This window comes from Aequorivita sp. KMM 9714, assembly GCF_011065475.1.
Classification (GTDB): domain Bacteria; phylum Bacteroidota; class Bacteroidia; order Flavobacteriales; family Flavobacteriaceae; genus Aequorivita; species Aequorivita sinensis.
Map to the genome: position 1 here is coordinate 138660 of NZ_JAAGRO010000004.1, position 26771 is coordinate 165430.

Here is a 26771-nt window from a genome sequence, read left to right on the forward strand (position 1 = left end):
ATGCAGTATATAAAATCAATTTTGTTGCTATTAGCCTTCATTTTGGCATCGTGTAACAATTCAGAAAAAAAAGTGGAATCTACTGATTCTACTTCAGAAGAAATTGCAGACGGAAATATTCATCTTTCAAAAGCACAGTTTAAAAACGCCAAAATGGAAATTGGCCAACTCACCGAAAAACCATTTGCTCAAACAGTACAAACCAATGGCGTAATTGATGTGCCACCACAAAGTCGAGCGGTAGTTAGCGCCTTTGCCGGAGGTTATATTAAAAACACACCGTTATTGGTTGGAAGCAAAGTTTCAAAAGGACAACGCTTGGTTACCATCGAAAATCCAGAGTTTATAACAATGCAGCAGAATTATATGGAAACTGTGGCGCAGCTTTCATACCTAAACTCCGAATACGAGCGACAAAAAACGATGTTTGAAGAGAAAATAACTTCCCAGAAAAGTTATTTAAAAGCTGAAAGTGAATACAAAACAGCTTTGGCGCGTAGTAATAGTCTAAAGAAAAACCTTCAGATGCTGAATATAAATCCGGCTTCCGTGGCAGCGGGAAATATAGTTTCACAAGTAAATATATATAGCCCCATAGATGGAAATGTAACTCAAGTTTTTGTGAATACGGGTACCTATGTTTCTCCAGCCGATAAGATTATGGAAATTATGAACACCGACCATATTCACTTGGAATTAAAAGTTTTTGAGAAGGATTTGTTACAACTTAAAAAAGATCAGGAAATACTGTTTTCTGTGCCAGAAGCCTCAAAGGAAACATTTAAAGGCGATGTGCATTTGGTTGGAACTTCCATCGATCCCAATTCAAGAATTGCAATGATTCACGGACATATAGATGAAAAAGACTCGCAGAATTTCACCGCAGGAATGTTTGTAGAAGCTCAAATCGTAACAGGTACCTCTAACCATTTGGCCTTACCTGAAAACGCGATAGTAGAATTAGATGGAGTGAATTATGTATTGCTTATAGAAAACGAAAATAACAACGAATACCAATTACACTCTGCAAGAGTAAAGGTTGGAGCTACATACCAAGGCTATACAATAATTGAGAATGCTTCAGAATTTGAAAAAGATCGTCGTTTTTTAACCAAAGGTGGTTTTGCATTGCTACAGGAAGAAGGTGGCGGTGGGCATGGACACTGATGAAATCGAAATCGAAAACGAAATCGAAAACGAAGTTGAAGATGTCCCTCGGGTGAGTTTATCCTGGGCTAAGCTGGAGGATGACCTGCAAGGTGTTGTTTTGATTTGTGTAAGCAAATGAAAATCTCCTTGTAGGTCTAACGCGTTCGAAAACGAAATCGAGATTGAAATCCAAATCGAAATTGATCCCGATGGTTATTGGGGGAAGTTGAAGATGAAGATGAAGTTGAAGTTGAAAAAGAAAGGACATTACCTGATTTAATACAATTACGAGTTCCTTCCTCTTCTAAATATTTTAAATAATTATACGGAATGATTTAAGGGAAAGGTGGCAGCTGGGAAATGACCTGTACGGTGCTGTTTTCATGTGTTTCTTATTCTTACATCCCACTCTAGGTTTGAGAATATAGTTACTGAATCTATTGAGAAAAGAAAAATTAAAAAAATGTTAAAATAGATTTATTTTAAACTGAAACGCTAAATAATTAATTATCAATAATGTAAGTTGATTGGTTTTTAAAAAATTTAAAAAAACCACCTAATTTCTTAGTATAAATTCAAAATTAGTGTTGGAGAATATTAAATAAATCACTTATGTTTAACAAAAAATTTAGGTTTTGAATAGAGTGTGACGGTTATTAAAAATTAAATTATAACAACTGAAATTTCTATTTATTCTAAATTTTTAAACTTCTCCCCAAAACAGATCTCATCAATATTTATTGACTGAGATATTATAGTAGTTGTATGGTATTTAAATACCTATACAGGTTTAATTAAAGCCTGAAAGGTATTTAACAAGGACATTTATGTATCAATTACACTAAGATAATATCGCTTTTTAAACTTTCCCAGTATGTGGGAAAGCCAGTTATTAATATTGCAATATGTAATTAATGTAAGAACTATAAATAATTAATAAACCTATATATCTATTATATCTATTATGGCAGTATTTGAAATTAAGACAAAAGAAAGGATGAATGTAAATGGAGAATTTGTAGACAAAGGACTATCCGTTCAGATTAGTACTATGCATTCTAATCCGTTTGAAGAAGCAGATAAAATCAATAAAACTTTTATGAGAATTCATGGCTTCGATTTAAAATCAGCTGGGTATTTGAGTATGGGGTATTTGGAGTATAGAACCGTTTAGATATCTAGATTAAAGGATTTGTCTTAATAATAAAACAAAATTTCCAAAAGAATGAAAATAACAATTAATTATGATACCGTATCATTTGTTTCTCAAATTGAATGTACAGATAAAATAATAGAAAATAACTTAAAACAATCTATAGAAGAGAATAAGGATAAAAGGATTACAGATTGGTTCGAGGGTTTTATTAAAAGAGTTAAAGAAGCAACCAATAATGACAAGTTCTCCATTGAAATATATGGTTGTGATTCATATGAAAAGGACTTTATAGAATCTGTTTTAAAAATGGAGAGTAACATTATTACTAAAAGCCAAATAAATTTTGTGGATGACAGTACGGTTAAGGAAAGATATGATGCCATTGACGCTTTTATAGATTATACTTTAAAATCGTACGAGACGATTATAGCTAACGCCATAGAATACAACAAGGAAAGAGTTATAAATTTAAGAAGTAATAAGGTTGAAGTTCCCGTCATTGCAACAATGAGCTCAGGAAAGTCAACATTACTAAATGCTATTTTGGGGAAAAATTTATTATTTGAGGATACAGGTTCAGCCACAGGTACTATTTGTACGATAAAAATAAATAATTCAGAAAAGTTTACTGCTAGGGCAATTAAAGGTGATAACATACTTGATGAAACAAGTGTTGAAATAGATAAATTTTTTGAAAAATGGAATAAACGCGTTAACCAAGAAAAAGATAAATATCCTGAGTTAGAATTATATTTGGAAGGGCCAATTAAAGATTTAAATTCATCAGGGATGGAGTTAAACCTTATTGATACACCAGGCCCAAATAGTGCTAAATTTGAAAACCATAAAGACAAAACCGAGCGATATTTGCAATTAAAGGATAATCAAAAGCTCCCAATTGTTCTATATGTTTTAGATCCTGAAAAGATGGATTCTAAAGATGATGATGATACTTTAAAAGAAATTAGTGGTCTTTTTAGAAAAAATAAACAAAATCTTGATAGAATTGTATTTGTTTACAACAAAGTAGATCGTGAAAAACTAGGTAATAAGTCATTTAGCGAGATTTTAGAGAAAGTTTATAAGTTCTTGGATAAATTTGAAATAAAGAACCCTAAAGTTTTTCCAATAAGTTCAATTTATGCTAAACTAGCACAATTAAATGGAACCCTTGATGATGATGATGAAATCGATTTAAATAGTTATAGAAGTAAGTTTACTCCAGTTCCTGAAAAAAACAAAAAAGGCTATCAACTTATTGACTATGCCCCTCTAACTATAAATCAAAAAGCACACTTAAAAGAAAGAATTACAAAAAGTGAATTAGATGCCGATTTAGTGTATTCTGGACTAGCGGCTTTAAAGTTGTATATCGAAGATTATATTGTAAATCATCATCAAAAAATCCAATATAGAGGTTTGATGAGCATTGCAAACAATGTTTTCAACGTAATTAAATCTAAAATTGACTTAGAAAAGAAAAATCTAGAAGAAAAAACAGTTGACGAACAAAAAAAAATCGAAGAAAGAAAGAAAAAGGAAGAAATCGATTTAATTAATCGTAGAGATGAAGCTTTACAAGAAATAGCTAATATTAAGGTTGACAAGAAATTTATTCAAGATGCAACTAAAAAGGCAGATTATTCTTTTGATAGACTGAAAGCTAAATCCACAAGAAATAAGCTTAGTCCTACTGAAGCAAAACGATTAGTAGAATGGGCAAATAATATAATTTCGGATTTAGAAGTAAGTATAAAAACGGATCTAGTATCAAAAATAAATGATGAATCACAAAATTATTTGCGAAGGTTAAAAACGGAGGTTGGCAATAAATTTAATTTAAAAAAACAAAGTATTGAACAGAAATCTTTTAATTCTCAATTGCTTAATAAAATTAATGTTTTAGATATAAGAAGTATAGATGCCTATAAAACAACAGTAAAAGAACAAAAAAAACGAGAGGTAGAAAAAAAGGTTCCAAGTGGAAATTTTTTTAAAAGACTTTTCGGTATAAAAGAAACTAAAATCGTTCTTGAATCTTATACGGTATCTACAACAGCAACTAATATATCAAAATTTTATAATGATAAGATTGTGCCCAAAATAAAAGAGTTTAATGCTCTAATTAAGAAATGTGATAGTGAATCTGAAAAGATATTTCAGGAATATAATATTGCCTTTCAGGATCTTGTAAAGTCTTCTTTTGAAGAATCCTTGAACAGTGTATATAAAAATTCTGATAATGAACTAGCTAGGAATGAAGAAGAAATAAAGAAAGAGTTGCTAAAATTAAATGGGATTTCTAATAATATCTCAAAATATAAAATTAAATAGAGTGATGAGAGAATTTAAAGAAAACGAAGATTTTATTTCTAGTATTAAAGACAACGACATAAATGAGATTAAGAGAACTTTAATTGACAATATATTTTTTCTTCAAGGAGATAAAAATGAGATTAATAAGGCAGTTGAATATGCTATTGCCAATAGCGACTTTAATTTTGAAACCTATAAAGAGTTAGAAGTTTCAAATAAAACCGACAAGCAAGATTATTTTTCTGACGAGAAGTGGAATATGCGAGAAAACTATTCTAAAGAACGATATTTTCTATTGGTAAAACTATTCAAGGAAACGTTCATAGAACAAGAGTATAATGGTGAATTGGACTTACCATCAGGAAATAATGAAATATTAAAAAAAGTAATAATTGGTGGTGTTGTATTAATTGCAGGATATTTAATATATAAAGCATTAAGTTAATGAGTGAAGAATTAGTAAACTTAGAAGAAAAGGTAACGGCACCTGTAAATTTAATCGATATAAAATTCGATTTACAAAAGCAATATTTACGCGATGATCATTTAAGCATTTTATCCATAGATAAATTAAAGAATGAAGCTTTGTTGTCAGCGGTTTCCAAGGAGGAGATTAGGGGTAAAATCCGCTTTTTCCAAATGCAGAAATTTGTCTATGAAAAAGATGTTAAGATAACCAATAAGCTAAAATCTGTATTTACTACGTTGCATTCTGTTAATAGCTCTGTGGTTTTTAAAATTGTTTCAAACGGTACAGAATGTAATTTATATATCGGAGTTAAGTCCGGTGTAAAGGTCAATGAAAAAGCAAAAGTTTTAAAAGGAGCATTAGAAGGAAACTTTCCTGGAACCAAATTTTCAAATAACAATGAAAATTTAAGTAATCAAGAAGTTTTAAATATTAATAATGAGATTTTTAATAACTGTAAGGAAGTAACTGCGGTAGTTGGAATTCCTTCAATAAAGGATAAAGAAGAAGATCAGTTTTTTCAAGGAATAGAAAACCTCATTTTAGGAATGAACGGCAAGCCCTTTTCAGCTTTTTTTATTGCAGACCCAGTTTCCTCAGAACAAGTAGAACTAACTCTAGATACTTACGAGCAAATTTATAGTGTTTTGTCAAGTGAAAAAGAATTTGTGGTTACGGAAGGTGAAAACACTTCTATTTCAGATTCCATAAGCTATTCCACGGGCAAATCAACTTCAATTTCACAAAGTACAACCGTTGGGACAAGTGAGACAAAAACTACTAACTCTTCTCCTTGGATTGGCAGAAAAATGATGAATGGCTTTTTTGGAACAGGTTCCAAAACTGCAGATTCCGTTTCAAAAGGATTAGAAAAAGGTTTTAGAGGGGCTGTTAAGTATGGCACTGCTTTAGGAGGAACAATTTTGGGTGCAACAGCAGCAGGTATACCTGGAGCAATAATCGGAGGCGAAGCAGGAAAAAAGAAAGGAGATGAGCTCAGTGAAGATTTAGATTTAAAAGACAAAGCAGAAGGTAGTAAGGCAGTCGCAGCAAACGAAAATATTACAGACGGCTTAACTGAGGGACAGACCGATACAGAGGGTAATACTAAAGGTAATTCGTCAGGAACTTCTAACTCTAGACAAAAAACATATACCAACAAAAGAGCATCTAATTTTTTAGACCAATTAGATAAACAAATCGAGCGCTTAGTACAAGGAAAAGGAGTTGGGTTCTGGAATGTTGGCGTCTATTTCGTATCGCATGAAGAGCAAAACAGTATTATAGCAGCTAATATTTACAATGGAATCACCAAAGGTGCAGAATCTAACTTCGAAACAGCTGCAATCAAAACCTTTAATTCTATTAATAAATCTGAAAAAGATAAAGTGTTAGCGTATTTGCAGCGTTACGAAGTCCCAAGAATAGTAGATTACGGATTTTTAGCCCAAGCGATTACAACAGATGAACTCACAGTTCAAATAAATTTTCCTCACAAATCAGTGGTAGGGTTAGATGTGGTAGAAATAATACCCTTTGGAAACAACCCGAAAAAGCAAGTTGAAAACAATATTAAGATTGGTCAATTATATAATTATGAGCAAAAACTTAATAACGATATACTTTTAGATTATAATAAATTTACAAGCCACATTTTTGTTACAGGTAGTACAGGTTCTGGAAAGTCTAATGTAACATATAACTTAATAGATAAACTTTGCGAGAATGACATTAACTTCCTCGTAATAGAACCAGCTAAAGGAGAATATAAAGAAGAGTTTGGTGGAAGAGAGGATGTTTCAGTATTTGGCACTAATTCTTCAGAAACTGAATTATTAAGAATTAATCCATTTTCATTTCCCCAAAGCATTCATATATATGAACACATAGATCGATTTATCGAAATTTTGAATGCTTGTTGGCCAATGGAGGCTGCAATGCCTAATATTCTTAAAGAGGCTATTGAAGATGCTTATATATCAAAAGGCTGGTTACTGGATGAATCTAGATGTATTGAAGAAAAAATACAATATCCTTTATTTTCAGATTTGTTAGAGTCGTTAGAAAATGTAATCGCCCAAAGCAAGTTTTCTGAAGAAGTTAAAAGTAATTACGAAGGGGCTTTAGTTTCTCGTGTTCGAAGTATGACCAATGGTTTAAATAAATTAATTTTTACTGATGATTGTATTTCAGATGAAGATTTGTTTGACAAAAACGTGATTGTAGATTTATCACGAGTGGCTTCTTCAGAAGGAAAGGCTCTATTTATGGGGATTTTATTTATGAGGTTAAATGAATATCGAATTGCAAATAAGACTCAAAGTAATAGTGATCTAAAACACATAACTATAATAGAGGAAGCTCATAATTTATTAAAAAGAACTTCTTCAGAACAATCATCATCTAGTGCCAATTTAGCAGGTAAGTCCGTAGAAATGATATCTAATGCAATTGCCGAGATGCGAACTTATGGAGAAGGCTTTATAATTGCAGACCAAGCACCAGGACTATTAGATATGTCGGTTATTCGAAACACCAACACTAAAATTTGCTTGCGATTACCTGACTTTGAAGATAGAAAGTTAGTAGGTAGTGCTATGAATCTTTCCGATGATCAAATCAAAGAATTAGCAAAACTGGAAACTGGAGTTGCGGCAATATATCAAAACGATTGGCAGGAGGCAATTTTATGTAAATTTGATAAGTTTGAATCTCAAAATGACGAATTTACACACAATGAAGTTTCGAATAAACAAGAAAAGGTCAAAAAAGTTCTAGAAATCATTTCTAATTATGAAAAAAATAAAGAAATAACTGAAGGTGAAGTAAACTTTATTAATGAGGTTATTTGTTTAGATTTTCTTTTAAGGCAAGAATGGAAATCCAAGACTAAAAGTAAATTGAAAATTGAATTATTGAAGAAATTAATAAGTGTCACCGGTGAAAAAGATGTGGAACCTATTTTAAATTATGTGGTTCATTTTTTAAAAAGACGTAAAAGTGATCATAAACTAACAACTATCAAATTATGGCATTAGAAAAAATAATTAAACCAGCCATGGAAATTGGTGAAAAAGTACTGAAGGAAGGATTAAAGAAAGGACTAGATGGATTAAAAGAAGGAAAAGGTTTTAGTGAATCGTTAAAAGGTGGTTTTGAAACCGCTAAAGAATCTGCTTTTAAGGAACTAGATAAAGTCTTATCTCCAGAAAGCCAAAATGAATTAACCGAATCTGCAAAGAAATTAGATGCAGTTGATCAAAAAATTGCTAAGGATCCTGAGTCTGTTGCAGAAAACCCAACGGAAGAAGTAAAAGATGTCAATGAGGTTACAGAAAATGTGAACGAGGCCGCAAAAGAAATTGGTAAAAAGCTAGATCCTGGTCTACTTTCTGAAGTCAATGAGGGTTTGCAAGAATTTAAGGATATTCTAACACAAATAAAAGAAGTACAAGATAAGTTAAAGGAATTGGGTGTTAGCCCAGATATGCTTTCAATGTTAAATGCTGAAGCCATTGAAATAGATGAGATGGATGATTTAGAAGAAGGCGAAGGAACGGAAGAAATAACACAAAATATAATGATAAACCCAACCCGCCCCTACCACCGCACTGAAATAGACCTACTTTTCAATAAAGTAAAAGCACAAATGCATCAACAAGCTTTGGAGAGAGGAGGAGACGGTGTAGCACTCTATACAGATTGCTACACAGGAGAAATATTACGTGGTGGCGATAGATATGATTATGAGCACATACGTTCTTCAGAAGCTATTTTTATGGCGTATCGTGACCGTTTAACCAACTCTGAAATCGCGGAAGTGGTAAATTGTCCAGAGAATGTTGCTGTTACTTTACGCAGCATTAATCAGTCTAAGGGAAAGATGAGAATGGAAGATTGGTTAGCTAACCCTAACAATATTTCTAATCATAATATCAACAAAACTGTTGCATTAAAGGCTTTAGCTAATGCCGATAATGGAATTCAAAAAAAGGTGAAAGAAATATTATCGCGTTAGTGAAAAGTTTTTAAAAAGTATAAAAACAACAAAACCAGAGTTTAAAGCTCTGGTTTTGTTTTCACACTTACAATTCAAACTTACATTACCATATTCACAGACCGCAGAAACCCAGCCACAGCCATTGTTAGTCCTACAGTTACAAGCGTTACGGTAACTTTGTCTTGGCCAGAAATTTCGGCGATTTCTTTTGAGGTGTTTATACTGCTTTGTACTAAACGACCTAACTGATCTAATTGAGCTTTTTCTAAATCCATAATCTGTTATTTAAATTGTTTAAAACAAATTTAATAAGTAGATTTCCCAGATAACGGGAAGCTAAAAAAGTATTTTTATGAGTAAAGATATTAGAAGGTATTTAGTTTTTTTAGAGCTCTTAAAAGAGGCGGATGGCTTAGTGACTTCAGAACAAATTGAAGCTGGATTAAAAAAAGAAGGCCTAAATTTTTCAACATCTTCATTAAACAGAGATTATCAGTTTTTGGTAAGTATTGGTTTCAAAATACATAACGTAAAAACAAAGGGCTATCAATTAGATATTGAAAACACCGAAGAGTTTTCATTTTTAACCAACCTTTTTAAACGCATTGCTTTTTCCAATCTGCTAAATAAAAGCATCTCTCTAGAAAATGACAACCACAAATACCTTTCCCTAGATGAAACCAGTCTAGTAAAGAATTTTCAATACTTCGATAACATCTTAGAAGCAATAAAGAATAGAAAAGAAATTAGCTTTCAACACAATAGTTTTTATCACACCGATAGGAATAGTCCAAAGTCACATATTGTAAAACCTCACCTATTAAAAGAATATCAGAATAGATGGTATGTTGTAGGAGAAACCCAGGAGGGATTTCGTGTATTCGGGTTAGACAGAATAAACGGGTTACAAGTACTAAATAACAAGCCGTTCAAAAACAAAACTGAAGAGGCTAATGAGATACTTTATCATACAGTTGGTTTAAATTTTTCCGATTACGAACCCTTACGAATAGTTTTGTGTTTTCACGCCAGTCAGAAACCATATCTTGAATCTTTAAAACTGCACAGATCACAAGAAGAATTGACAGATGGATTGGAAGGATATTATACAATTAAACTCTTTGTAAGTTATAATTTCGAACTCAAGCAGCAAATCTTAAAATACGGAAGTTTAGTTGAAGTTTTGGAACCTGAATTTGTTAGAGCAGACATTAAAAAGGAATTAGAGAACGCTTTAAAACTTTACTAAAAAAAGTAGTAATTGGGTATCGTTGTTTTACCCCTCCTCTCCCATTCCTATATTTTTCGTATCTTAAACTTTAATTTTAAAAAGCTTGATTATGAAAAAATTACTCGTTGTTATTGCATTTACTTTTGCTTTTTCAGCATTTCCCCAATCTAAAATTCTGCCAGCCGACATTCAGATAAAGACTGCTGTTCTAGCGGCACCTGAAATGTATCGCGATGCTGCTACAGTACTTGGTTATAACGCCGAAGGAAAACTAGTGACACTTCGTGAAGGCACAAATACATTGATTTGTTTAGCAGACGATCCAAACAAAGAAGGAATAAGCGTAGCCTGCTATGGCGCCGAATTAGAACCATTTATGGCAAGAGGAAGAGAATTAGAGGCTGAAGGAAAATCTAATCCTGAAAAGCAAGAAGTTCGAAAAAAAGAAATTGAAGCTGGAACGCTAAAAATGCCCGAAGAACCTTCAATGGTTTATGTTTTGGCTGCTGAAGAAAAAGACCTTAATATTGAAACTGGTGAAATTGAAAATAGCAGAATTCGATATGTACTTTACAAACCTTATATGACGGGTGAAAGTACTGGCTTACCAACTAAACCACAAGCTCCAGGAATGCCTTGGTTAATGGATGCTGGCACTCATCGTTCCCATATTATGATTTCGCCTGCTAGAAAATAATTAGGATAGTTATATTTAGATCTATTAAAAAAGGTGGTGTTCTGTTTTAATACAAAACACTACCTTTTGCTATTTATACCTTCCAATTTACTCTCAAACACTCCAATAACTTTAAATTATTAATTTTTTATTTCATATTATTCAATTTTTAAAAAGGCTATACACTACTCTTCTTTAGCTAGTTAACCTCAAATGAAAATTAAATTTTTCTCTTTTCTTTTTAATTACCCATTGGAATGTAATCTAGGTTACAGTCTGTTTGGTTAATCATACTTAAATTTGCACAAAAATAATTAACTATGAATTTGTTTTATGATCCTTGGCCTTGGTATATAGGCGGACCTTTAATTGCGCTTGTAATGTTTGTGCTTTTGTACTTAGGAAAGCAATTTGGAATGTCATCAAACCTACGTACAGCCTGCTCAGCCTTAGGAGCTGGCAAAGCAGCAGACTTTTTTAAATTCGATTGGAGGACCCAACGTTGGAATTTAATGGTTGTATTAGGCGCCTTAATTGGGGGTTTTATAGCTTCTAATTTTATGAGCGATAATATTGTTACCATAAATCCTGAAGTCGCACAACAGTTAGCTGATGACTATAACATCACTTCCGCAAACGAAGCGTATTTGCCAACTGAAATTTTCAGTATGGAGAATATTTCTCAGCCAAAAAACATTTTGATTTTACTAATAGGTGGTTTACTAGTAGGCTTTGGCGCTAGATATGCAGGCGGCTGTACTTCTGGTCATGCAATTTCGGGACTAAGTAATTTACAACTTCCTTCTTTGATTGCAGTAGTTGGATTTTTTATTGGTGGCCTAGTTATGATTCACCTTATTTACCCTTTAATATTTTAGAAAATGAGATACATCACATATTTAATAGTAGGTATATTCTTCGGAATTATAATGTTTAAATCTGAAGCTGCATCTTGGTTTCGAATCTATGAAATGTTCCAGTTTGGTAGTTTTCATATGTATGGAATTATGGGCTCTGCTTTAGCCATTGGAATAATAGGTGTTCAGCTAATTAAAAGAAAGAACATAAAACCCATAGATGGAAGTGAAATGAGATTACAGCCAAAAGATAAAGGTTTTAGCCGTTATATGATTGGTGGTATAATTTTCGGTTTAGGATGGGCACTGTCTGGCGCTTGTCCAGGACCAATGTACGTTTTAGCCGGAGCAGGATATTTTCCTATTTTAATAGTTATCCTCGGAGCACTATTAGGAACCTTTCTTTATGGTTTAGTAAAAAACAAACTTCCTCATTAATTTCGATTTTATTCATAATTTGAAAATCCCGCTACAAAAATTTGCTAGCGGGATTTTTAGTTTTTGTAAATAGTTATTTCCATATTTTTTTGATTTCTAATTTAAATATTCTGAAAATGTAAATATATTTGAAAGGCTATAGTCTATTAAGGCTTATTAAAATCTGTCTTAATTTTAGAAAATTCACTTCCCATAAAAACCGTTTTGCAATGAGTAATTACCACATAAAGAATTTAGAAGAATATTTTCAAGTTTACAGAAAATCTGTTCGTGACCCAGAAAGCTTTTGGGAGGAAATAGCCGAAGAAAACTTTTTGTGGCGTAAGCGATGGGATAAAGTACTAGAATACGACCTTTCAAAATCGGAATTCTCTTGGTATAAAGGGGCAAAACTAAATATTACTGAAAACTGTATTGACAGGCATTTATATACACACGCCAATAAAACAGCTATCATTTTTGAACCAAACAATCCCGATGAAATGGCAGAGCACATAAGCTATCGCCAACTTCACGATAGGGTTTGTAGGTTTGCCAATGTTTTGCAAAACCACGGGATTCAAAAAGGAGATCGCGTTTGTATATACCTACCAATGATACCTGATTTGGCAATTTCCTTATTGGCATGTGCGCGAATTGGAGCGATACACTCTGTGGTTTTTGCAGGGTTTTCTGCCTCTGCTTTATCTAGCAGAATTAACGATTCCGATTGTAAGATGGTTATAACTAGTGATGGTTCATTCCGTGGAAATAAAACAATAGACTTAAAAGGAATTGTTGATGACGCTTTAGAAAGTTGTCCAGGTGTAAAAACTGTTTTAGTAGCAAAACGAACAAATTCTGATATCCCGATGAAGGAAAATCGCGATAAGTGGTTACAACCTTTATTAGACGCTGCAATGAATGAATGCGTACCTGTAATTATGGATGCAGAAGATCCATTATTTATTTTGTACACATCTGGAAGTACAGGAAAACCAAAAGGAATGGTTCACACTATTGCTGGATATATGGTTTATACCGCCCATAGTTTTAAAAACGTGTTCCAATACCGAGAGAACGATGTTTTTTGGTGTACTGCGGATATTGGCTGGATAACCGGCCACAGTTATATAGTTTATGGCCCCTTAGCAAACGGAGCCACAACCTTAATGTTTGAAGGTGTTCCCTCCTATCCAGATTTTGGACGTTTTTGGAATGTTGTAGAAAAGCACAAAGTGACTCAGTTTTACACCGCACCAACGGCAATTCGCGCCTTAGCAAAAGAAAAAACAGATTTTTCAGAAAAATACGATCTTTCATCACTTAAGATTTTAGGTAGTGTTGGCGAACCTATTAATGAAGAAGCTTGGCATTGGTACAACGATAATATTGGGAAGAAAAACTGCCCAATAGTAGACACTTGGTGGCAAACCGAAACTGGTGGAATTATGATTTCTCCAATTCCCTACTCCACTCCTACCATTCCAACGTATGCAACCTTGCCGCTACCAGGAATTCAACCTGCATTAATGGGTGAAAATGGAGAGGAGCTTAAAGGAAATTCTGTTAGTGGAAAATTATGCATAAAGTTCCCTTGGCCTGCCATGGCAAGAACGATATGGAATAATCACGAGCGATATCGCGACACCTACTTTTCGGCTTATAAAGACATGTACTTCTCTGGAGATGGTGCACTTCGTGATAGTACAGGTTATTACAGAATAACAGGACGTGTTGATGATGTAATTATTGTTTCTGGTCATAATCTAGGAACAGCTCCTATTGAAGATTCGATAAACGAGCACCCAGCAGTATCTGAGAGTGCAATTGTAGGCTTTCCTCACAGCATCAAAGGAAATGCACTATACGGTTATGTGATTCTGAAGGAAACTGGAGAGAGCCGTATGCACGACAATTTGCGCAAAGAGATAAATCAGATTATCACAGAACACATTGGACCCATTGCAAAATTGGATAAAATTCAATTTGTTTCTGGCTTACCTAAAACTAGAAGCGGGAAAATTATGCGTCGTATTTTGAGAAAGATAGCTGAAAAAGACACTTCTAACCTTGGAGATATTTCTACCCTACTAAATCCTGAAATTGTTGAAGAGATTATGAAGGAGGCGCTATAGATGGACGATATTGGAAGTTGGATATTGGAAGTTGGAAGTTGGAAGTGAAATTTAAAAATCATTATTTTCCTTCGGCTCCGCTCGGGATGCGGGATTTGGAATTTGAATTTTGGAATTTCCAACTATTGTCTTCGACAGGCTAAGACTGACAAATGGAAAGAGATTTTGTGTTTTGAAAACATGGCTATCCCTAGGATCCACTCGGGGTAGGGGATTTGGAATTTGGGATTTGGAATTTCCAACCATTGTCTTCGACAGGCTAAGACTGACAAGGTTATTTAACAAAATAAGCAACCAATACCCACGAATTATGGGTAGCATTGTTTCCCTTCGACTCCGCTCGGGGTAAGGGATTTGGAATTTGGGATTTGAGTTTCCAACCATTGTCTTCGACAAGCTCAGACCGACAAATGGAAAGAGATTTTGTGTTTTGAAAACATAGTTATCCCCAGGCTCCGCTCGGGTTCGGGATTTGGAATTTGAATTTTGGAATTTCCAATTATTGTCTTCGACAGGCTCAGACTGACAAGATTCTTTAACAAAATAAGCAACCAATACCCACTAATTTTGGGAAGCATTGTTTCCCCTCTACTCCGCTCGGGATGCGAGATTTGGAATTTGAATTTGGAATTTCCAACTATTGTCTTCGACAGGCTCAGACTGACAAATGGAAAGAGATTTTGTGTTTTGAAAACATAGCTATCCTTAGGCTCCGCTCGGGGTGCGAGATTTGGGATTTGGGATTTGAAATCTAAATTTATTCCTCGATAAACTCCTTTAAAACTTCAACTACATAATCCACTTCTTCTTTTTTATTGAAAGAAGAAAATGAAAAACGAATTGATGGTTTTGCAAGGTCGTCGTCTGAAAGAATGGCGCTTAGAACGTGTGATCCGCCTTCGCTACCACTTTGGCAAGCGCTTCCTTTGGAACAAGCAATTCCTTTTAAATCTAATTGAAACAAAAGCAGCATCGCTTTTTCAGAGGTAATAGGAAGACATACATTTAGTAAGGTATATGTACTGCGCTCGTCATTATCGCAATCTCCGTTAAACTTTACTCCCTGAATATTGTCTGAAAGTTGTGTTTTAAAGTATTGCTTTAGTTCGCTAATATATTTGCGTTCCTTTTCTAATTTGTGATAAGATAATTTTAATGCTTCAGCCATTCCTGCAATTGCATAAACAGCTTCAGTTCCTGCTCTGAGTCCTCTTTCCTGAGAACCACCGTGAATTAATGGCTTTAACCCTGAGTTTTTTCTTACAAAAGCAAAACCAGCTCCTTTAGGTCCGTGGAATTTATGTGCAGCAGCAGCAGCAAAATCAACTGGAATTTCTTTAAAATCAAGTTCAAAATGCCCTACAGATTGTACTGTATCACTATGGAAAAGTGTATCGTATTTTTTACAAAGCTCAGCCGTCTTTTTTAAATCAAGAAGATTACCAACCTCATTATTAACGTGCATTAAGCTCACTAACGTTTTTTCGGATGTATCTGATAATAACTTTTCTAAATGCTCGTAATCTACATGTCCGCAATGGTCCAAGTTCACGAATTTTATTTTAATCCCGTACTTTTCTTGAAGCCACTCTAAAGTGTGTAAAACAGCGTGATGTTCAATTCTACTAGAAATTACGCGCTTAACACCAAGATCACGAACAGCACCGTTTAATATTAAATTATCAGCTTCAGTACCCCCAGAAGTAAAAATAATTTCGCTTGCAGAAACATTCAACAGCTTAGCAATTTCTTTTCTAGCATTTTCTAACAACGACTTTGAAGATCTACCGTATGAATGAGTTGATGAGGGATTTCCGTATTCGGTTTTTAAAACTTCACTAATACAGTCAATCACTTCATCTCTAAGCTGAGTAGTTGCGGCGCTATCGAAATATACTTTTTTCATTTAGAAATTATTTAAAATAATGGCATTTAAACAAGTGGGAATTATCTAAAATCCTATTTATTATTTTCAGATTGCAAAAGTACATATTTAAACAGTTTTCAAGCTTATTAACTCGAAAAGAAAAAACGAGTCATAAGTTTTGTAAAATATTACTTCTTCTAGAATATGGCGTAGAGTTTGCTATTTTTGAAGAAAAATGATTTACTATGAAAAAGATTCTTTTCCTCCTCACTTTATTTACCCTTCAATTAAGTTTCGCTCAACAAAACACTGAGGTCTATATATTCGACATTTCACCTTCTTATTCAGGTATGGAACTGCTAAATGCTCGTAATGTTTCAAATAATGAAGGGTACGACAACCAGCCGTCATTTATTTCAAATGAAACTTTAGTCTTTGCTGGAAATAACAATGGACAAACAGATATTTCAGAATACAATTTAAATTCAAAAATTAAAACTTGGGTTAATCAAGAAACCGAGGGCGGCGAATATTCACCGCAAAAATTTCCTTCTAGCAATGATATTGCAGCTGTAAGACTGGATAAAGACGGGAAACAACGACTTTATAGATATGATTCAGAAACGGGAAAATCTTCAGAAATTATAGAAGATTTAGAAGTAGCATATTTCTCATTTTACAATGACGAATTAATTCTTGCCACTGTTTTAGCTGATGACAAATTGGATTTAGTGATGATTAACTTAACAACTAAAGCTGTTGATACTTTATTTCGAAACGCAGGAAGAACGCTTCAAAGAATTCCGAAATCGGACTATATGAGCTATTCATTGGTAAACGATGAAGGAAACCTTGATATTTATATGCTAGAAATGAATATTTTAGGAAGTTATTTTGTTAGTGAACTGCCTATTGGTATTCAAGATTACGTATGGATTAATGACACCCAAATACTTGTTGGTAGCGGTAATAAACTGTATATGTACGACACTCTGGGTGAACCAGAATGGAATCGTGTAGCATCACTTGAAGACTACGGAATAAAAAATATAACTAGAATGGCAATTAGTCCGAATGGTAAAAAAATAGCCATAGTTGCTGAAGAGAAATAAATTAGGAAATCAATTTTTAATTGAAAGTTTAATTGCCTTATTTCGGAGGCTAAATAAAAAGAAGATTCTTCAGTATTACAGTCTTGAAATGAATCCTTTTGCCTTAAAGTTTCAGACAGCTTGAGTTTTTTTTATAGCAAAACCGAATGTTTCAATTGAACTAACTGAATAATTTCTCTTTTATAAAACTCAGCTACTTTTCAGTATTTCTAATAGCTTCAAGTCTTTTTTTTGGTATTTTTAGACAAAAATTTCTCCTCAATGAAAAATCTTTTCTTTCTACTATTCCTAAGCATTAATTTTGTTTCCATTGCACAAGAATTCTCACGTGCAGATACTCTTCGAGGTAGCATTACTCCTGAAAGAGTTTGGTGGAATGTTACACATTACGATTTAAAAGTTTCCGTAAATCCTTCAGAAAAATCTATTGAAGGTAGTAATACCATAACTTATGAAGTTTTAGAGCGCAACAACATTATGCAAATCGACTTGCAGGCTCCGATGAAAATTGACAAAATTCTTCAAAACAATGAAGAGATTTCATTCACTTCAGAAGAAAATGCGCATTTTTTAATACTGAAAAAGAAACAGAAAAAAGGTAAGCAGAATAAAATCACTGTTTACTTTTCTGGAAAACCAACTGTAGCTCGACGTGCTCCTTGGGATGGTGGTTTTACTTGGACAAAGGACAGCAATGGCAACGACTTTATCGCCACTGCTAACCAAGGAATTGGGGCAAGTGTTTGGTGGCCGTTAAAAGATCACCCTTCCGAAGAGCCTGATAACGGCATGACAATTTCGGTTACGGCACCAAAACATTTAATGGATGTAAGCAACGGACGACTTATTAAAGTAATTGAAAATGACACCACAAAAACTTGGGTTTGGGAGGTTGTAAATCCTATCAATGCTTACGGAGTAAACATAAATATTGGCGATTATGTACATTGGAGTGAAAAGTATCAAGGTTTAAATGGAACTTTAGACATGGATTACTACGTGCTTAGAGAAAATGAAGAAAAAGCCAAAGAACAATTCAAACAAGCCCCAATGATGATGGAAGCGTTTGAACACTGGTTTGGCCCCTACCCTTTTTACGAAGATGGATACAAGCTTGTGGAAGCACCATATTTAGGAATGGAACATCAAAGTAGTGTTACCTACGGCAATCAGTTTGAAAACGGATATTTAGGCCGCGACTTATCTAGATCGGGTTGGGGAATGAAATTTGATTTTATAATAATTCACGAAAGTGGTCACGAATGGTTTGCAAATAATATCACTAATAATGATGTGGCAGATATGTGGGTTCATGAAGGATTTACCTGCTATTCTGAAAATATCTATCTCGATTATCACTTTGGAAAAAAAGCATCTTCAGAATATGTTGTTGGACTTCGCCGTAGTATTTTAAATGATATTCCAATAATTGGAAATTATAATGTTAGCCATTCAGGTAGCAGCGATAAGTATTACAAAGGTGCAAATATGCTTCACACCATTAGACAACTAATTGATAATGATGAAAAGTGGCGACAAATTTTAATCGGTTTGAATAAAGATTTTTATCATCAAACTGTGAGCAGCAAACAGGTTGAAGATTATATAATGCAGAAAAGTGGCTTAGATCTCAATGTGTTTTTTAACCAATACCTAAGAACAACAATGATTCCTAAGGTGGAATATAAGGTTGAAGACAACAAGTTGAAATTTCGCTATACCCACATCCTTAAAAACTTTAAGATGCCTGTAATTGCTATAATTAATGGAAAAGAAGAATGGATAGAACCTACTTCGGAATGGAAAACAAAAGAATTTTCATCATCCATTGAAACTGCTGAAATTAAAAAAGATTTTTATGTTATTACTGAAGAAATAGAATAACGTACACCCAATTATAATTACACCGAAATTTATAAACATTGAATATGAAACTACTTTCAACACTCCTCATTTTTACGATTTCACTAACGCTTACAGCACAGAAAAAAAAGAAAAAAGACAGTGAAAAATCAGAAACAAAATGGGAAGTTGCAAATCCTGGTAAAGATTTTAACTACAAAACACATTCCTTTACTACCGATGAAGGAACTTGGATGAACCTTGATGTTAGCCCCGACGGGCAAACCATAGTTTTTGATATGGTTGGCGATATTTACACTCTGCCAATTACTGGAGGTACAGCCAAAGCTATTAGAACTGGAATTCCTTTTGAAATTCAGCCAAGATTTAGTCCAGATGGGACAAAAATTTCATTTACCAGCGATGCAGGTGGTGGTGATAATATTTGGATGATGAATGTTGATGGCAGCGATGCTAAACAAGTTACCAAAGAAGATTTTAGACTACTTAACAATGCCGTTTGGAGTGCAGATGGCAATTATTTAATTGCTAGAAAACATTTTACATCAGGAAGAAGTTTAGGAGCTGGAGAGATGTGGCAATACCACAAAACAGGAGGCTCCGGTATTCAGCTTACCAAAAGAAAAAATGACCAACAAGACGTAAACGAACCCTTCGTTTCTTCAGATGGAAAGTATTTATACTACAGTGAAGATGTGTACCCTGGCGGATATTTTCAATATAACAAAGATCCAAACAGTCAGATTTATGTTATAAAACGCTACGAGTTTGAAACCGGAGAAACCGAAACTATTACAGGAGGACCTGGTGGAGCAGCAAGACCAACAGTTTCTCCTGATGGTAAGAAATTAGCTTTTGTAAAAAGAGTGCGCACCAAAAGTGTTTTATTTATCCACAACCTAGAAACAGGAGAAGAGTTTCCTATCTATGACAATTTGAACAAAGATCAGCAAGAAGCTTGGGCGATTTTTGGAGTCTATCCAAACTTTAATTGGATGCCAAATAATAACGAAATCATCTTTTGGAGTGGTGGAAAAATTAATAAGATTGATGTTAACTCATTGGAAGTTACAAACATCCCTTTTACAGCTAATGTAAAAATAGATTTAGCCGAAACTGTTCATTTTGACAATAGAATTGAAACTGAAAAGTTCACCCCAAAAATGATCCGTCATACGGTTACTTCACCGGATGGAAAACATATTGTTTTTAGTGCTTTAGGGCATTTATACAAAAAAGAATTACCTAACGGAAAACCTCAACGTTTAACAAACAGTACCAATTTTGAATTCGAACCTACATTCTCTCCTAATGGTACTGAAATAATTTACGTTACTTGGAACGACGTTGATAAAGGAGCTATTTACAAGATTTCAGTAAACGGCGGAAATCCTGTAAAACTTACTTCAAACAAAGGAATTTACCGAATGCCTTCTTTCTCTTCTAACGGAACACAAATTATCTTTAAAAAAGAAAGTGGAAATACCGATCAAGGTTTTACTTATACAAAGAAAGAAGGGATTTATATAATGAATGCTAATGGAGGTAATGAAACTTTTGTAACCGACAAAGGTGATTACCCAATGTTTAGCGCAGATGGAAAACGTATTTTCTTACAAACTGGCGGCACATATTTTGGGAGCATTGAGAAGAAATTAATTAGCGTAAACCTTAATGGAAACGAAGAAAAAACACACATTACCTCAAAATATGCAAATAGATTAGTTCCAAGTCCAGACAATAAATGGGTTGCTTTTACAAATCTTCATAAGTTATATGTTGCGCCTTTATTGCTTAACGGACAAACAATTGACTTAGACGACAAGACAAAAGCATTACCTGTTTCACAACTTGCAAAAGATGCTGGAATCAACATACATTGGTCAGCAAACAGTAAGAATGTAATGTGGACACTTGGAGATGAATACTTTAGTAATGAATTAAAAAACAGATTTACCTTTTTACCAGGTTCACCAGATGAATTACCAGAGGTAACATTAACCGGAACCAAAATTAACTTAGAAGCTCCAGTAGATATTCCTAATGGTAGAATTGCATTCACAAATGCAAGAATCATCACAATGGAGGGCGATAAGGTAATTGAAAACGGAACTATATTAATTAATGGCAATAAAATTGAAGCTGTAGGAGCTGCAGATAAAGTTTCTATTCCATCAGGTACAAAGATTTATGCTGCTGAAGGAAAAACTATTATGCCAGGAATGGTAGATGCACACGCTCACGTTGGTGCTTTCCGCTATGGATTGCCTACGCAACAAAAATGGTCGTTTATGGCCAATTTAGCCTTTGGTGTAACTACAGCACATGACCCTTCGGCCAATACAGAAACGGTATTTACACTATCTGAACTTCAAAAGAGTGGCCAATTGGTAGGGCCGAGATTATATTCTACTGGATTTATTTTATACGGTGGTGATGGCGATTTTAAAGCTGTGATAAACAATTTAGAAGATGCTAGAAGCAGTATTCGCCGTACAAAAGCCTTTGGTGCTAAAAGTGTAAAGAGTTACAACCAACCACGTCGCGATCAACGTCAGCAAGTTTTACAAGCAGCGCGTGAAATGGGAATTAACGTGGTGCCTGAAGGAGGTTCAACATTTTATCACAACATAACGCAAGTTATTGACGGACACACCGGAATTGAACACAACATTCCTATTGCACCTATTTATAAAGATATTAGAGAAGTTTGGAGCAGAAGCAATACTGGCTACACTCCTACTCTTATTGTAAATTATGGTGGGATGAATGGAGAAATTTATTTTTATGAAAGAGACAATGTTTGGGAAAACGAAAAACTACTCAACTTTACTCCGCGTGGCGTTATAGACAGTCGTTCTCGTCATAGAATTAAAGTTCCACAGGAAGAGTACCAAAACGGGCATATTTTAGTTTCTGAAACGGTAAAAGATTTAAGTGAAGCAGGCGTAAAAGTAAATATGGGGGCTCACGGTCAATTACAAGGTCTTGGGGCACATTGGGAAACCTGGATGATTAATCAAGGTGGACTTAGCAATCTTGAAACTTTAAAAGCCGCTACTATTAACTCTGCTGAATATATTGGTGCAGGTGAAGATATTGGCTCATTAAAAGTTGGTAAACTAGCAGATTTAATCGTGATGGATAAAAACCCATTAGAAGATATCGAAAACACCTTATCTATAAATATGGTTATGGTAAATGGTAGATTGTACGATACTGAAACTATGAATGAAATAGGTAACAATCCTAAGGAGCGCCTACCTTTTTTCTGGGAGTTAGATGGTTACAATCAAGCATTCCCTTGGCATCAAGAAACCCAAGGATTTATGGATGGCGGTTGTACTTGTCATTAAAAATCGAAAAGGTCAGTAAACTAAATTTACTGACCTTTTTTAATTAATATATTCCAACCCTATTTTATTACTCCTAAAAACAACCTAGTAAAAGATAGTGTTTCACACACCATAAATTCTAAGGAGGATTTATATGCTTGGGCTTATTTAGGAAAAGAATAGAAATAAAAAAAACCTCTTTTCAGAGGTTTTTAATAATAGAAAATAGGATGATTTACATTTTTGGCATCAATACTTTATCTAAAGTATGAACCACTCCGTTGGAGGCATCGATATCTACATTTGTAACAGTAGCAACATTTCCTTTAGCATCTTTAATAATTACTTTACCATTCTTTTCAGATAAAGTAAGAATCTCTCCATTTAAGGTAGTAACATCCAATTTGTTATTAGCATCTTTAATTTTCGCTAAAACATCAACTGAAGGCAACTTTCCTTGAAGCACGTGATACTTAAGCAAACTTTGTAATTTTTCCTTGTTTTCAGGTTTCATCAAATTATCTAAAGTTGCTTTTGGAACTTTGCTAAAGGCATCATTTGTTGGTGCAAAAACTGTGTATTCGCCTTCATTTTTAAAGGTATCGGCTAAATCTGCAGTTTGAAGAGCACTAACTAAAGTAGATAAGTTGTCGTTACCCATTGCTTTAGCCGAAATAGAATTAGCTTCCATATCTTCCATCCTAGCCATTTTCTCTTCTTCTAACTTCAATATAGAGTCGGCTTCACGTTCCATTCTCAATTCTTCCGCCTGAGCTTGTGCCTCAGCTTCTTTCTTTTTCGAATCATTACAACCAACGAATAGAATTCCTACGGCTGCAATTGATAATACAATTTGTTTAAACTTCATAGTAGTGTTTTTTAGTTTGTATCAAAGGTATCGTTCAAACTGTGAAGTTTTTACCAATTATCATTAACATTTAGTTAAATTTAACTGAGAATGAAATAGTTACACTTTTGTCTTAAATTTTTCTAAATGTTAAATTTAATTTTGGGTAAAATTGTATCTTTATAAAAATTAACACTAAAACTATAAAAAATGATTAAGTCAAAATACCAGAGTGTTCTGGATTTAGGAGAAAAACTTAACATCCAAGAGGGTGATGTAAAAGAAGAAAATGGTCAACTTAAAGTTTGGGGTACTGCAAAGACTCAATACGACAAAAACTTAATTTGGGATGAAATTAAGCGAGTTGGTGGTGAAAACCCTACAGACATTATGGCTGACATTAAAGTTGCGGATAGTTCTGTTTTTGCACATCACACTGTACAAAGCGGCGAATCTTTAAGTAAGATTGCTAAGAAATACTATGGTGATGCAAACAAATACAACGCTATCTTTGAAGCTAATAAAGGTAAGTTAAAGTCTGCAGATCTTATTCATCCTGGTGATGAGTTGGTGATCCCGAACATTTAATATTCTGTAAGAATTTATAAAAAAAGGCTGTCAAAATTTTGACAGCCTTTTTTATTTATAAGCTATAGTCCACTTATATAACCACCATAAACATCTTTAAAATGAAGTCCGTTACCAATACTAAATTTACTTAGCTTATTATTGGCTGCTAGTCCCCACAGTATTACTTCTTTTAAAAAGTAAATATCCTCTTTTAAAGTATCAGGCTGATATTTTTCTATTAATTCCTGTAAAGGAGTTATCCTATCAAGTTCCATTCTATATTCTTCATCGGAATAAGAGTCCAATAGTTCAAAATCACTTTCTTCAAAAAACCAAGATACAATTTCAGAATACGGATCGTCATCTCCTTCTTTGGTAAGTTTCTCAATTTTTGGAAAACGCTCTTTAAAAGTTGTGTCAACTGCATCAACTATTAACTGCTGTGCAACTTGATTTACTCCTTCTTGTTCTCCTTCGTACACCAATTCAATCTTACCTGTAATTGCAGGGATAATTCCTACGAAGTCACCTAACCTAACAGAAGTTTTCTGCACTCCGTTATGTAATGCTCTTCTCTCCGCGGTGCTCAATAAGTTTTCGAACGCTGTAATACTCAATCTAGCGCTTACACCACTTTTAACGTCTATATAATCATTTTCTCGTGCTTCAAAACTAATTTGTTCTAAAACATCTTTTGCCAAATCGGGAACATAAACACCAGATTTTTCTTTTGTAGCTTGGTCGGTCTCTTGCTCAGTAATAGCACGAGCTGTTTCTATGCTTTCTGGGTAATGAGTGAGAATTTGCGACCCAATTCTATCTTTTAATGGTGTAACAATACTACCACGGTTGGTATAATCTTCTGGATTTGCAGTAAATACAAATTGTATATCTAATGGTAATCGCAAGGCAAAACCTCTAATTTGAACATCTCCTTCTTGAAGAATATTAAACAATGCCACTTGAATTCGCGGTTGCAAATCTGGCAATTCATTAATTACGAATATGCATCGATTACTTCGCGGTATCATCCCAAAATGAATTACACGATCATCTGCATAGTTTAGTTTTAAATTGGCCGCTTTAATTGGATCCACATCGCCAATAATATCAGCTACAGTAACATCAGGTGTGGCAAGTTTTTCAAAAAAACGATTATCTCGATGCAACCAACTTATAGGAGTATTATCCCCTTCTTCTTTAATTAAATTTTTAGCATAACGAGATATAGGGCTATAAGGATCGTCATTTACTTCGCTACCTTCCACAATAGGTATATACTCGTCTAATAGCCCAACCATCTGTCGTGCTAACCGCGTTTTTGCTTGTCCGCGTAATCCGAGAAGATTAATATTGTGCTTAGAAAGTATGGCTCTTTCCAAAGCTGGAATTACTGTTAATTCATATCCGTGAATTCCTACAAACGGACTTTCTTTCTTCATAATTTTTTGAAGAAGGTTCCTGCGTAGTTCTTCCTTTACAGGTTTTGATTCGTAACCTGACTTTTGAAGGTCGCCTAATGTCTTTATTTTAGTAATATCTATATTCATATCTTTTCTTTCTTAAATTTTTAAACCACCTAGGTGATTTCATTTCTACCTCTTTGAAATAGACTTTTTATCTTATTCTCTTTCTTCTATTAGATTCATAATCACTAAAAATCATTTCTCCTAATCCTTTCAACCCTGTATAAAATGCCTTCCCTTGGTTTGCTGCTGTAAAATGTTCGATAAACTGCATTAAATAGGGATCCTCAGCAATCATAAAAGTTGTTATTGGAATGTGAAGTTTCCTAGCTTGTGATGCCATTGCGTAACATTTATTAACGATATACCTATCTAAACCATTACTATTTTTATAATAACGCCCATCGGGAAGTCTTACACAGCTTGGTTTTCCGTCGGTTATCATAAATATTTGTTTGTTTGTATTTCTTTTTCTTCGCAACAAATCCATTGCCAATTGCAATCCAGCAACTGTATTTGTATGGTAAGGCCCTACATTTAAATAAGGCAAATCTTTAATTTGAATAGGCCAAGCATCATTTCCGAATACTAAAATATCTAAAGTATCTTTTGGGTAACGCGTTGTAATAAATTCGGATAGAGCCATTGCCACTTTTTTAGCGGGGGTGATTCTATCTTCGCCGTAAAGAATCATACTATGGCTTATATCTATCATTAACACTGTACTCATTTGGGTTTTGTACATCGTTTCTTCAACAACCAAATCGTTTTCAGACAGTGTAAATTCACCCAAACCGTGATTTATCTGAGCATTTTTAAAACTCTCGGTCATTGAAATCTGTTCTAATGAATCCCCAAATCGATAGGAGCGAAATTCTCCTGCTTGCTCATCTCCTCTACCTGTTTGTTTGGTACGGTGATTTCCAGCGCCACTTTTTCGCAGTTTTCCAAAGATTTGCTCTAAAGCTCTCTTTCGAAGTGCTCTTTCAGTTTTATCGGTAATTGCTAAACCTCCTTTACCATCCACTTTAATTTCTTCACGCAGATAACCTTTCTTTTTAAGGTCTTCTACAAAATCATCTAAAGTGTAATCTTCATTTGTAAGTTTATATTCGTCATCCAATTGCTTTAACCACTCTAAAGCTTCATCTACATCCCCAGAAGTATGCGTTATTAATTCTTGGAAAACATCTAAGAGTTTTTCGAAAGGAGACAGCTCTTTGGGAGTGTGCTTGGTGAAGACAAATCCACTTTTAAGTCCTTTTTTGTTCATCTTATAAATGTAACGGATTTGTTGTTTAA

General features: G+C 34.0%; 20 protein-coding genes. 15 read left to right on the forward strand and 5 right to left on the reverse strand.

What is annotated here, in order from left to right:
• From G3A46_RS10870 to G3A46_RS14265, 6 genes are all read left to right on the forward strand, one after another.
• Window positions 1–1167 (forward strand): efflux RND transporter periplasmic adaptor subunit, encoded by a 1167-nt coding sequence (locus tag G3A46_RS10870; RefSeq protein WP_165149729.1) that lies wholly within the window; start codon window positions 1–3, stop codon window positions 1165–1167.
• Window positions 1168–2113: 946 nt separating this feature from the next.
• Window positions 2114–2323, forward strand: coding sequence for a DUF6140 family protein (locus G3A46_RS10875; RefSeq protein WP_165149731.1), 210 nt, complete (start codon window positions 2114–2116; stop codon window positions 2321–2323).
• A 51-nt stretch (window positions 2324–2374) separates the two neighbouring features.
• Window positions 2375–4639, forward strand: a complete 2265-nt coding sequence (locus G3A46_RS10880) for a dynamin family protein (RefSeq protein ID WP_165149732.1) — start codon at window positions 2375–2377, stop codon at window positions 4637–4639.
• Between the two features lie 4 nt (window positions 4640–4643).
• Complete coding sequence (locus tag G3A46_RS10885) at window positions 4644–5066, forward strand: hypothetical protein (protein WP_165149733.1); 423 nt, start codon at window positions 4644–4646, stop codon at window positions 5064–5066.
• Window positions 5066–8128 carry an ATP-binding protein gene (locus G3A46_RS10890; protein WP_165149734.1) on the forward strand — a complete coding sequence of 1021 codons (3063 nt, stop codon included), beginning with the start codon at window positions 5066–5068 and terminating at the stop codon, window positions 8126–8128. Before G3A46_RS10885 ends, G3A46_RS10890 begins: the two co-directional genes overlap by 1 nt.
• Window positions 8119–9108 (forward strand): hypothetical protein, encoded by a 990-nt coding sequence (locus G3A46_RS14265; RefSeq protein ID WP_206736008.1) that lies wholly within the window; start codon window positions 8119–8121, stop codon window positions 9106–9108. The genes G3A46_RS10890 and G3A46_RS14265 overlap by 10 nt, the downstream gene beginning before the upstream one ends.
• An 80-nt stretch (window positions 9109–9188) precedes the next feature.
• Here the strand turns inward: G3A46_RS14265 and G3A46_RS10900 are convergent, their stop codons facing one another.
• Window positions 9189–9365 (reverse strand): hypothetical protein, encoded by a 177-nt coding sequence (locus G3A46_RS10900; RefSeq protein ID WP_165149735.1) that lies wholly within the window; start codon window positions 9363–9365, stop codon window positions 9189–9191.
• A gap of 77 nt (window positions 9366–9442) precedes the next feature.
• On the opposite strand from G3A46_RS10900, the gene G3A46_RS10905 reads away from it, so the two are divergent.
• From G3A46_RS10905 to acs, 5 genes are all read left to right on the forward strand, one after another.
• Complete coding sequence (locus tag G3A46_RS10905; protein WP_165149736.1) at window positions 9443–10339, forward strand: WYL domain-containing protein; 897 nt, start codon at window positions 9443–9445, stop codon at window positions 10337–10339.
• Between the two features lie 91 nt (window positions 10340–10430).
• Window positions 10431–11018 (forward strand): hypothetical protein, encoded by a 588-nt coding sequence (locus G3A46_RS10910; RefSeq protein WP_165149737.1) that lies wholly within the window; start codon window positions 10431–10433, stop codon window positions 11016–11018.
• 299 nt (window positions 11019–11317) lie between these two features.
• Complete coding sequence (locus G3A46_RS10915; RefSeq protein WP_165149738.1) at window positions 11318–11875, forward strand: YeeE/YedE thiosulfate transporter family protein; 558 nt, start codon at window positions 11318–11320, stop codon at window positions 11873–11875.
• A 3-nt stretch (window positions 11876–11878) separates the two neighbouring features.
• The gene (locus G3A46_RS10920; RefSeq protein ID WP_165149739.1) at window positions 11879–12292 is read left to right on the forward strand and encodes a DUF6691 family protein; all 414 of its coding nucleotides are present in this window, start codon (window positions 11879–11881) and stop codon (window positions 12290–12292) included.
• A gap of 209 nt (window positions 12293–12501) precedes the next feature.
• A complete protein-coding gene (acs, locus tag G3A46_RS10925) occupies window positions 12502–14409 on the forward strand; it encodes an acetate--CoA ligase (RefSeq protein ID WP_139855693.1) in 1908 nt (635 codons plus the stop codon).
• A gap of 757 nt (window positions 14410–15166) precedes the next feature.
• Here acs and G3A46_RS10930 read toward each other — a convergent pair.
• Window positions 15167–16315 carry a cysteine desulfurase family protein gene (locus G3A46_RS10930; RefSeq protein WP_165149740.1) on the reverse strand — a complete coding sequence of 383 codons (1149 nt, stop codon included), beginning with the start codon at window positions 16313–16315 and terminating at the stop codon, window positions 15167–15169.
• Between the two features lie 206 nt (window positions 16316–16521).
• Between G3A46_RS10930 and G3A46_RS10935 the strand changes: the two genes are divergently transcribed.
• The 3 genes from G3A46_RS10935 to G3A46_RS10945 all read left to right on the forward strand — a co-directional run bounded on the left by G3A46_RS10935 (window position 16522) and on the right by G3A46_RS10945 (window position 22607).
• Complete coding sequence (locus G3A46_RS10935) at window positions 16522–17388, forward strand: hypothetical protein (RefSeq protein WP_165149741.1); 867 nt, start codon at window positions 16522–16524, stop codon at window positions 17386–17388.
• 261 nt (window positions 17389–17649) lie between these two features.
• On the forward strand, window positions 17650–19272 hold the full coding sequence (locus tag G3A46_RS10940; protein WP_165149742.1) for a M1 family metallopeptidase: 1623 nt from the start codon (window positions 17650–17652) through the stop codon (window positions 19270–19272).
• Window positions 19273–19316: 44 nt separating this feature from the next.
• Window positions 19317–22607, forward strand: a complete 3291-nt coding sequence (locus tag G3A46_RS10945) for an amidohydrolase family protein (RefSeq protein ID WP_165149744.1) — start codon at window positions 19317–19319, stop codon at window positions 22605–22607.
• Window positions 22608–22821: 214 nt separating this feature from the next.
• On the opposite strand, the gene G3A46_RS10950 is transcribed toward G3A46_RS10945, so the two are convergent.
• Window positions 22822–23454 carry a fasciclin domain-containing protein gene (locus tag G3A46_RS10950; protein ID WP_165149746.1) on the reverse strand — a complete coding sequence of 211 codons (633 nt, stop codon included), beginning with the start codon at window positions 23452–23454 and terminating at the stop codon, window positions 22822–22824.
• A gap of 189 nt (window positions 23455–23643) precedes the next feature.
• On the opposite strand from G3A46_RS10950, the gene G3A46_RS10955 reads away from it, so the two are divergent.
• Window positions 23644–24021: a LysM peptidoglycan-binding domain-containing protein gene (locus G3A46_RS10955; protein ID WP_139855699.1), complete on the forward strand. Its 378-nt coding sequence runs from the start codon at window positions 23644–23646 to the stop codon at window positions 24019–24021.
• Between the two features lie 62 nt (window positions 24022–24083).
• Here the strand turns inward: G3A46_RS10955 and G3A46_RS10960 are convergent, their stop codons facing one another.
• Together G3A46_RS10960 and G3A46_RS10965 are read right to left on the reverse strand one after the other, a co-directional pair.
• Window positions 24084–25547, reverse strand: a complete 1464-nt coding sequence (locus G3A46_RS10960; RefSeq protein WP_165149866.1) for a magnesium chelatase — start codon at window positions 25545–25547, stop codon at window positions 24084–24086.
• A 73-nt stretch (window positions 25548–25620) separates the two neighbouring features.
• A complete protein-coding gene (locus G3A46_RS10965) occupies window positions 25621–26742 on the reverse strand; it encodes a VWA domain-containing protein (RefSeq protein ID WP_165149748.1) in 1122 nt (373 codons plus the stop codon).
• Between the last annotated feature and the right edge of the window lie 29 nt (window positions 26743–26771).

Bases quoted from the DNA above. Each gene is read 5' to 3' on its own strand.
- G3A46_RS10870 (WP_165149729.1), top strand. From the start codon at position 1: ATGCAGTATATAAAATCAATTTTGTTGCTATTAGCCTTCATTTTGGCA.
- G3A46_RS10875 (WP_165149731.1), top strand. From the start codon at position 2,114: ATGGCAGTATTTGAAATTAAGACAAAAGAAAGGATGAATGTAAATGGA.
- G3A46_RS10880 (WP_165149732.1), top strand. From the start codon at position 2,375: ATGAAAATAACAATTAATTATGATACCGTATCATTTGTTTCTCAAATT.
- G3A46_RS10885 (WP_165149733.1), top strand. From the start codon at position 4,644: ATGAGAGAATTTAAAGAAAACGAAGATTTTATTTCTAGTATTAAAGAC.
- G3A46_RS10890 (WP_165149734.1), top strand. From the start codon at position 5,066: ATGAGTGAAGAATTAGTAAACTTAGAAGAAAAGGTAACGGCACCTGTA.
- G3A46_RS14265 (WP_206736008.1), top strand. From the start codon at position 8,119: ATGGCATTAGAAAAAATAATTAAACCAGCCATGGAAATTGGTGAAAAA.
- G3A46_RS10900 (WP_165149735.1), bottom strand. From the start codon at position 9,365: ATGGATTTAGAAAAAGCTCAATTAGATCAGTTAGGTCGTTTAGTACAA.
- G3A46_RS10905 (WP_165149736.1), top strand. From the start codon at position 9,443: ATGAGTAAAGATATTAGAAGGTATTTAGTTTTTTTAGAGCTCTTAAAA.
- G3A46_RS10910 (WP_165149737.1), top strand. From the start codon at position 10,431: ATGAAAAAATTACTCGTTGTTATTGCATTTACTTTTGCTTTTTCAGCA.
- G3A46_RS10915 (WP_165149738.1), top strand. From the start codon at position 11,318: ATGAATTTGTTTTATGATCCTTGGCCTTGGTATATAGGCGGACCTTTA.
- G3A46_RS10920 (WP_165149739.1), top strand. From the start codon at position 11,879: ATGAGATACATCACATATTTAATAGTAGGTATATTCTTCGGAATTATA.
- acs (WP_139855693.1), top strand. From the start codon at position 12,502: ATGAGTAATTACCACATAAAGAATTTAGAAGAATATTTTCAAGTTTAC.
- G3A46_RS10930 (WP_165149740.1), bottom strand. From the start codon at position 16,315: ATGAAAAAAGTATATTTCGATAGCGCCGCAACTACTCAGCTTAGAGAT.
- G3A46_RS10935 (WP_165149741.1), top strand. From the start codon at position 16,522: ATGAAAAAGATTCTTTTCCTCCTCACTTTATTTACCCTTCAATTAAGT.
- G3A46_RS10940 (WP_165149742.1), top strand. From the start codon at position 17,650: ATGAAAAATCTTTTCTTTCTACTATTCCTAAGCATTAATTTTGTTTCC.
- G3A46_RS10945 (WP_165149744.1), top strand. From the start codon at position 19,317: ATGAAACTACTTTCAACACTCCTCATTTTTACGATTTCACTAACGCTT.
- G3A46_RS10950 (WP_165149746.1), bottom strand. From the start codon at position 23,454: ATGAAGTTTAAACAAATTGTATTATCAATTGCAGCCGTAGGAATTCTA.
- G3A46_RS10955 (WP_139855699.1), top strand. From the start codon at position 23,644: ATGATTAAGTCAAAATACCAGAGTGTTCTGGATTTAGGAGAAAAACTT.
- G3A46_RS10965 (WP_165149748.1), bottom strand. From the start codon at position 26,742: ATGAACAAAAAAGGACTTAAAAGTGGATTTGTCTTCACCAAGCACACT.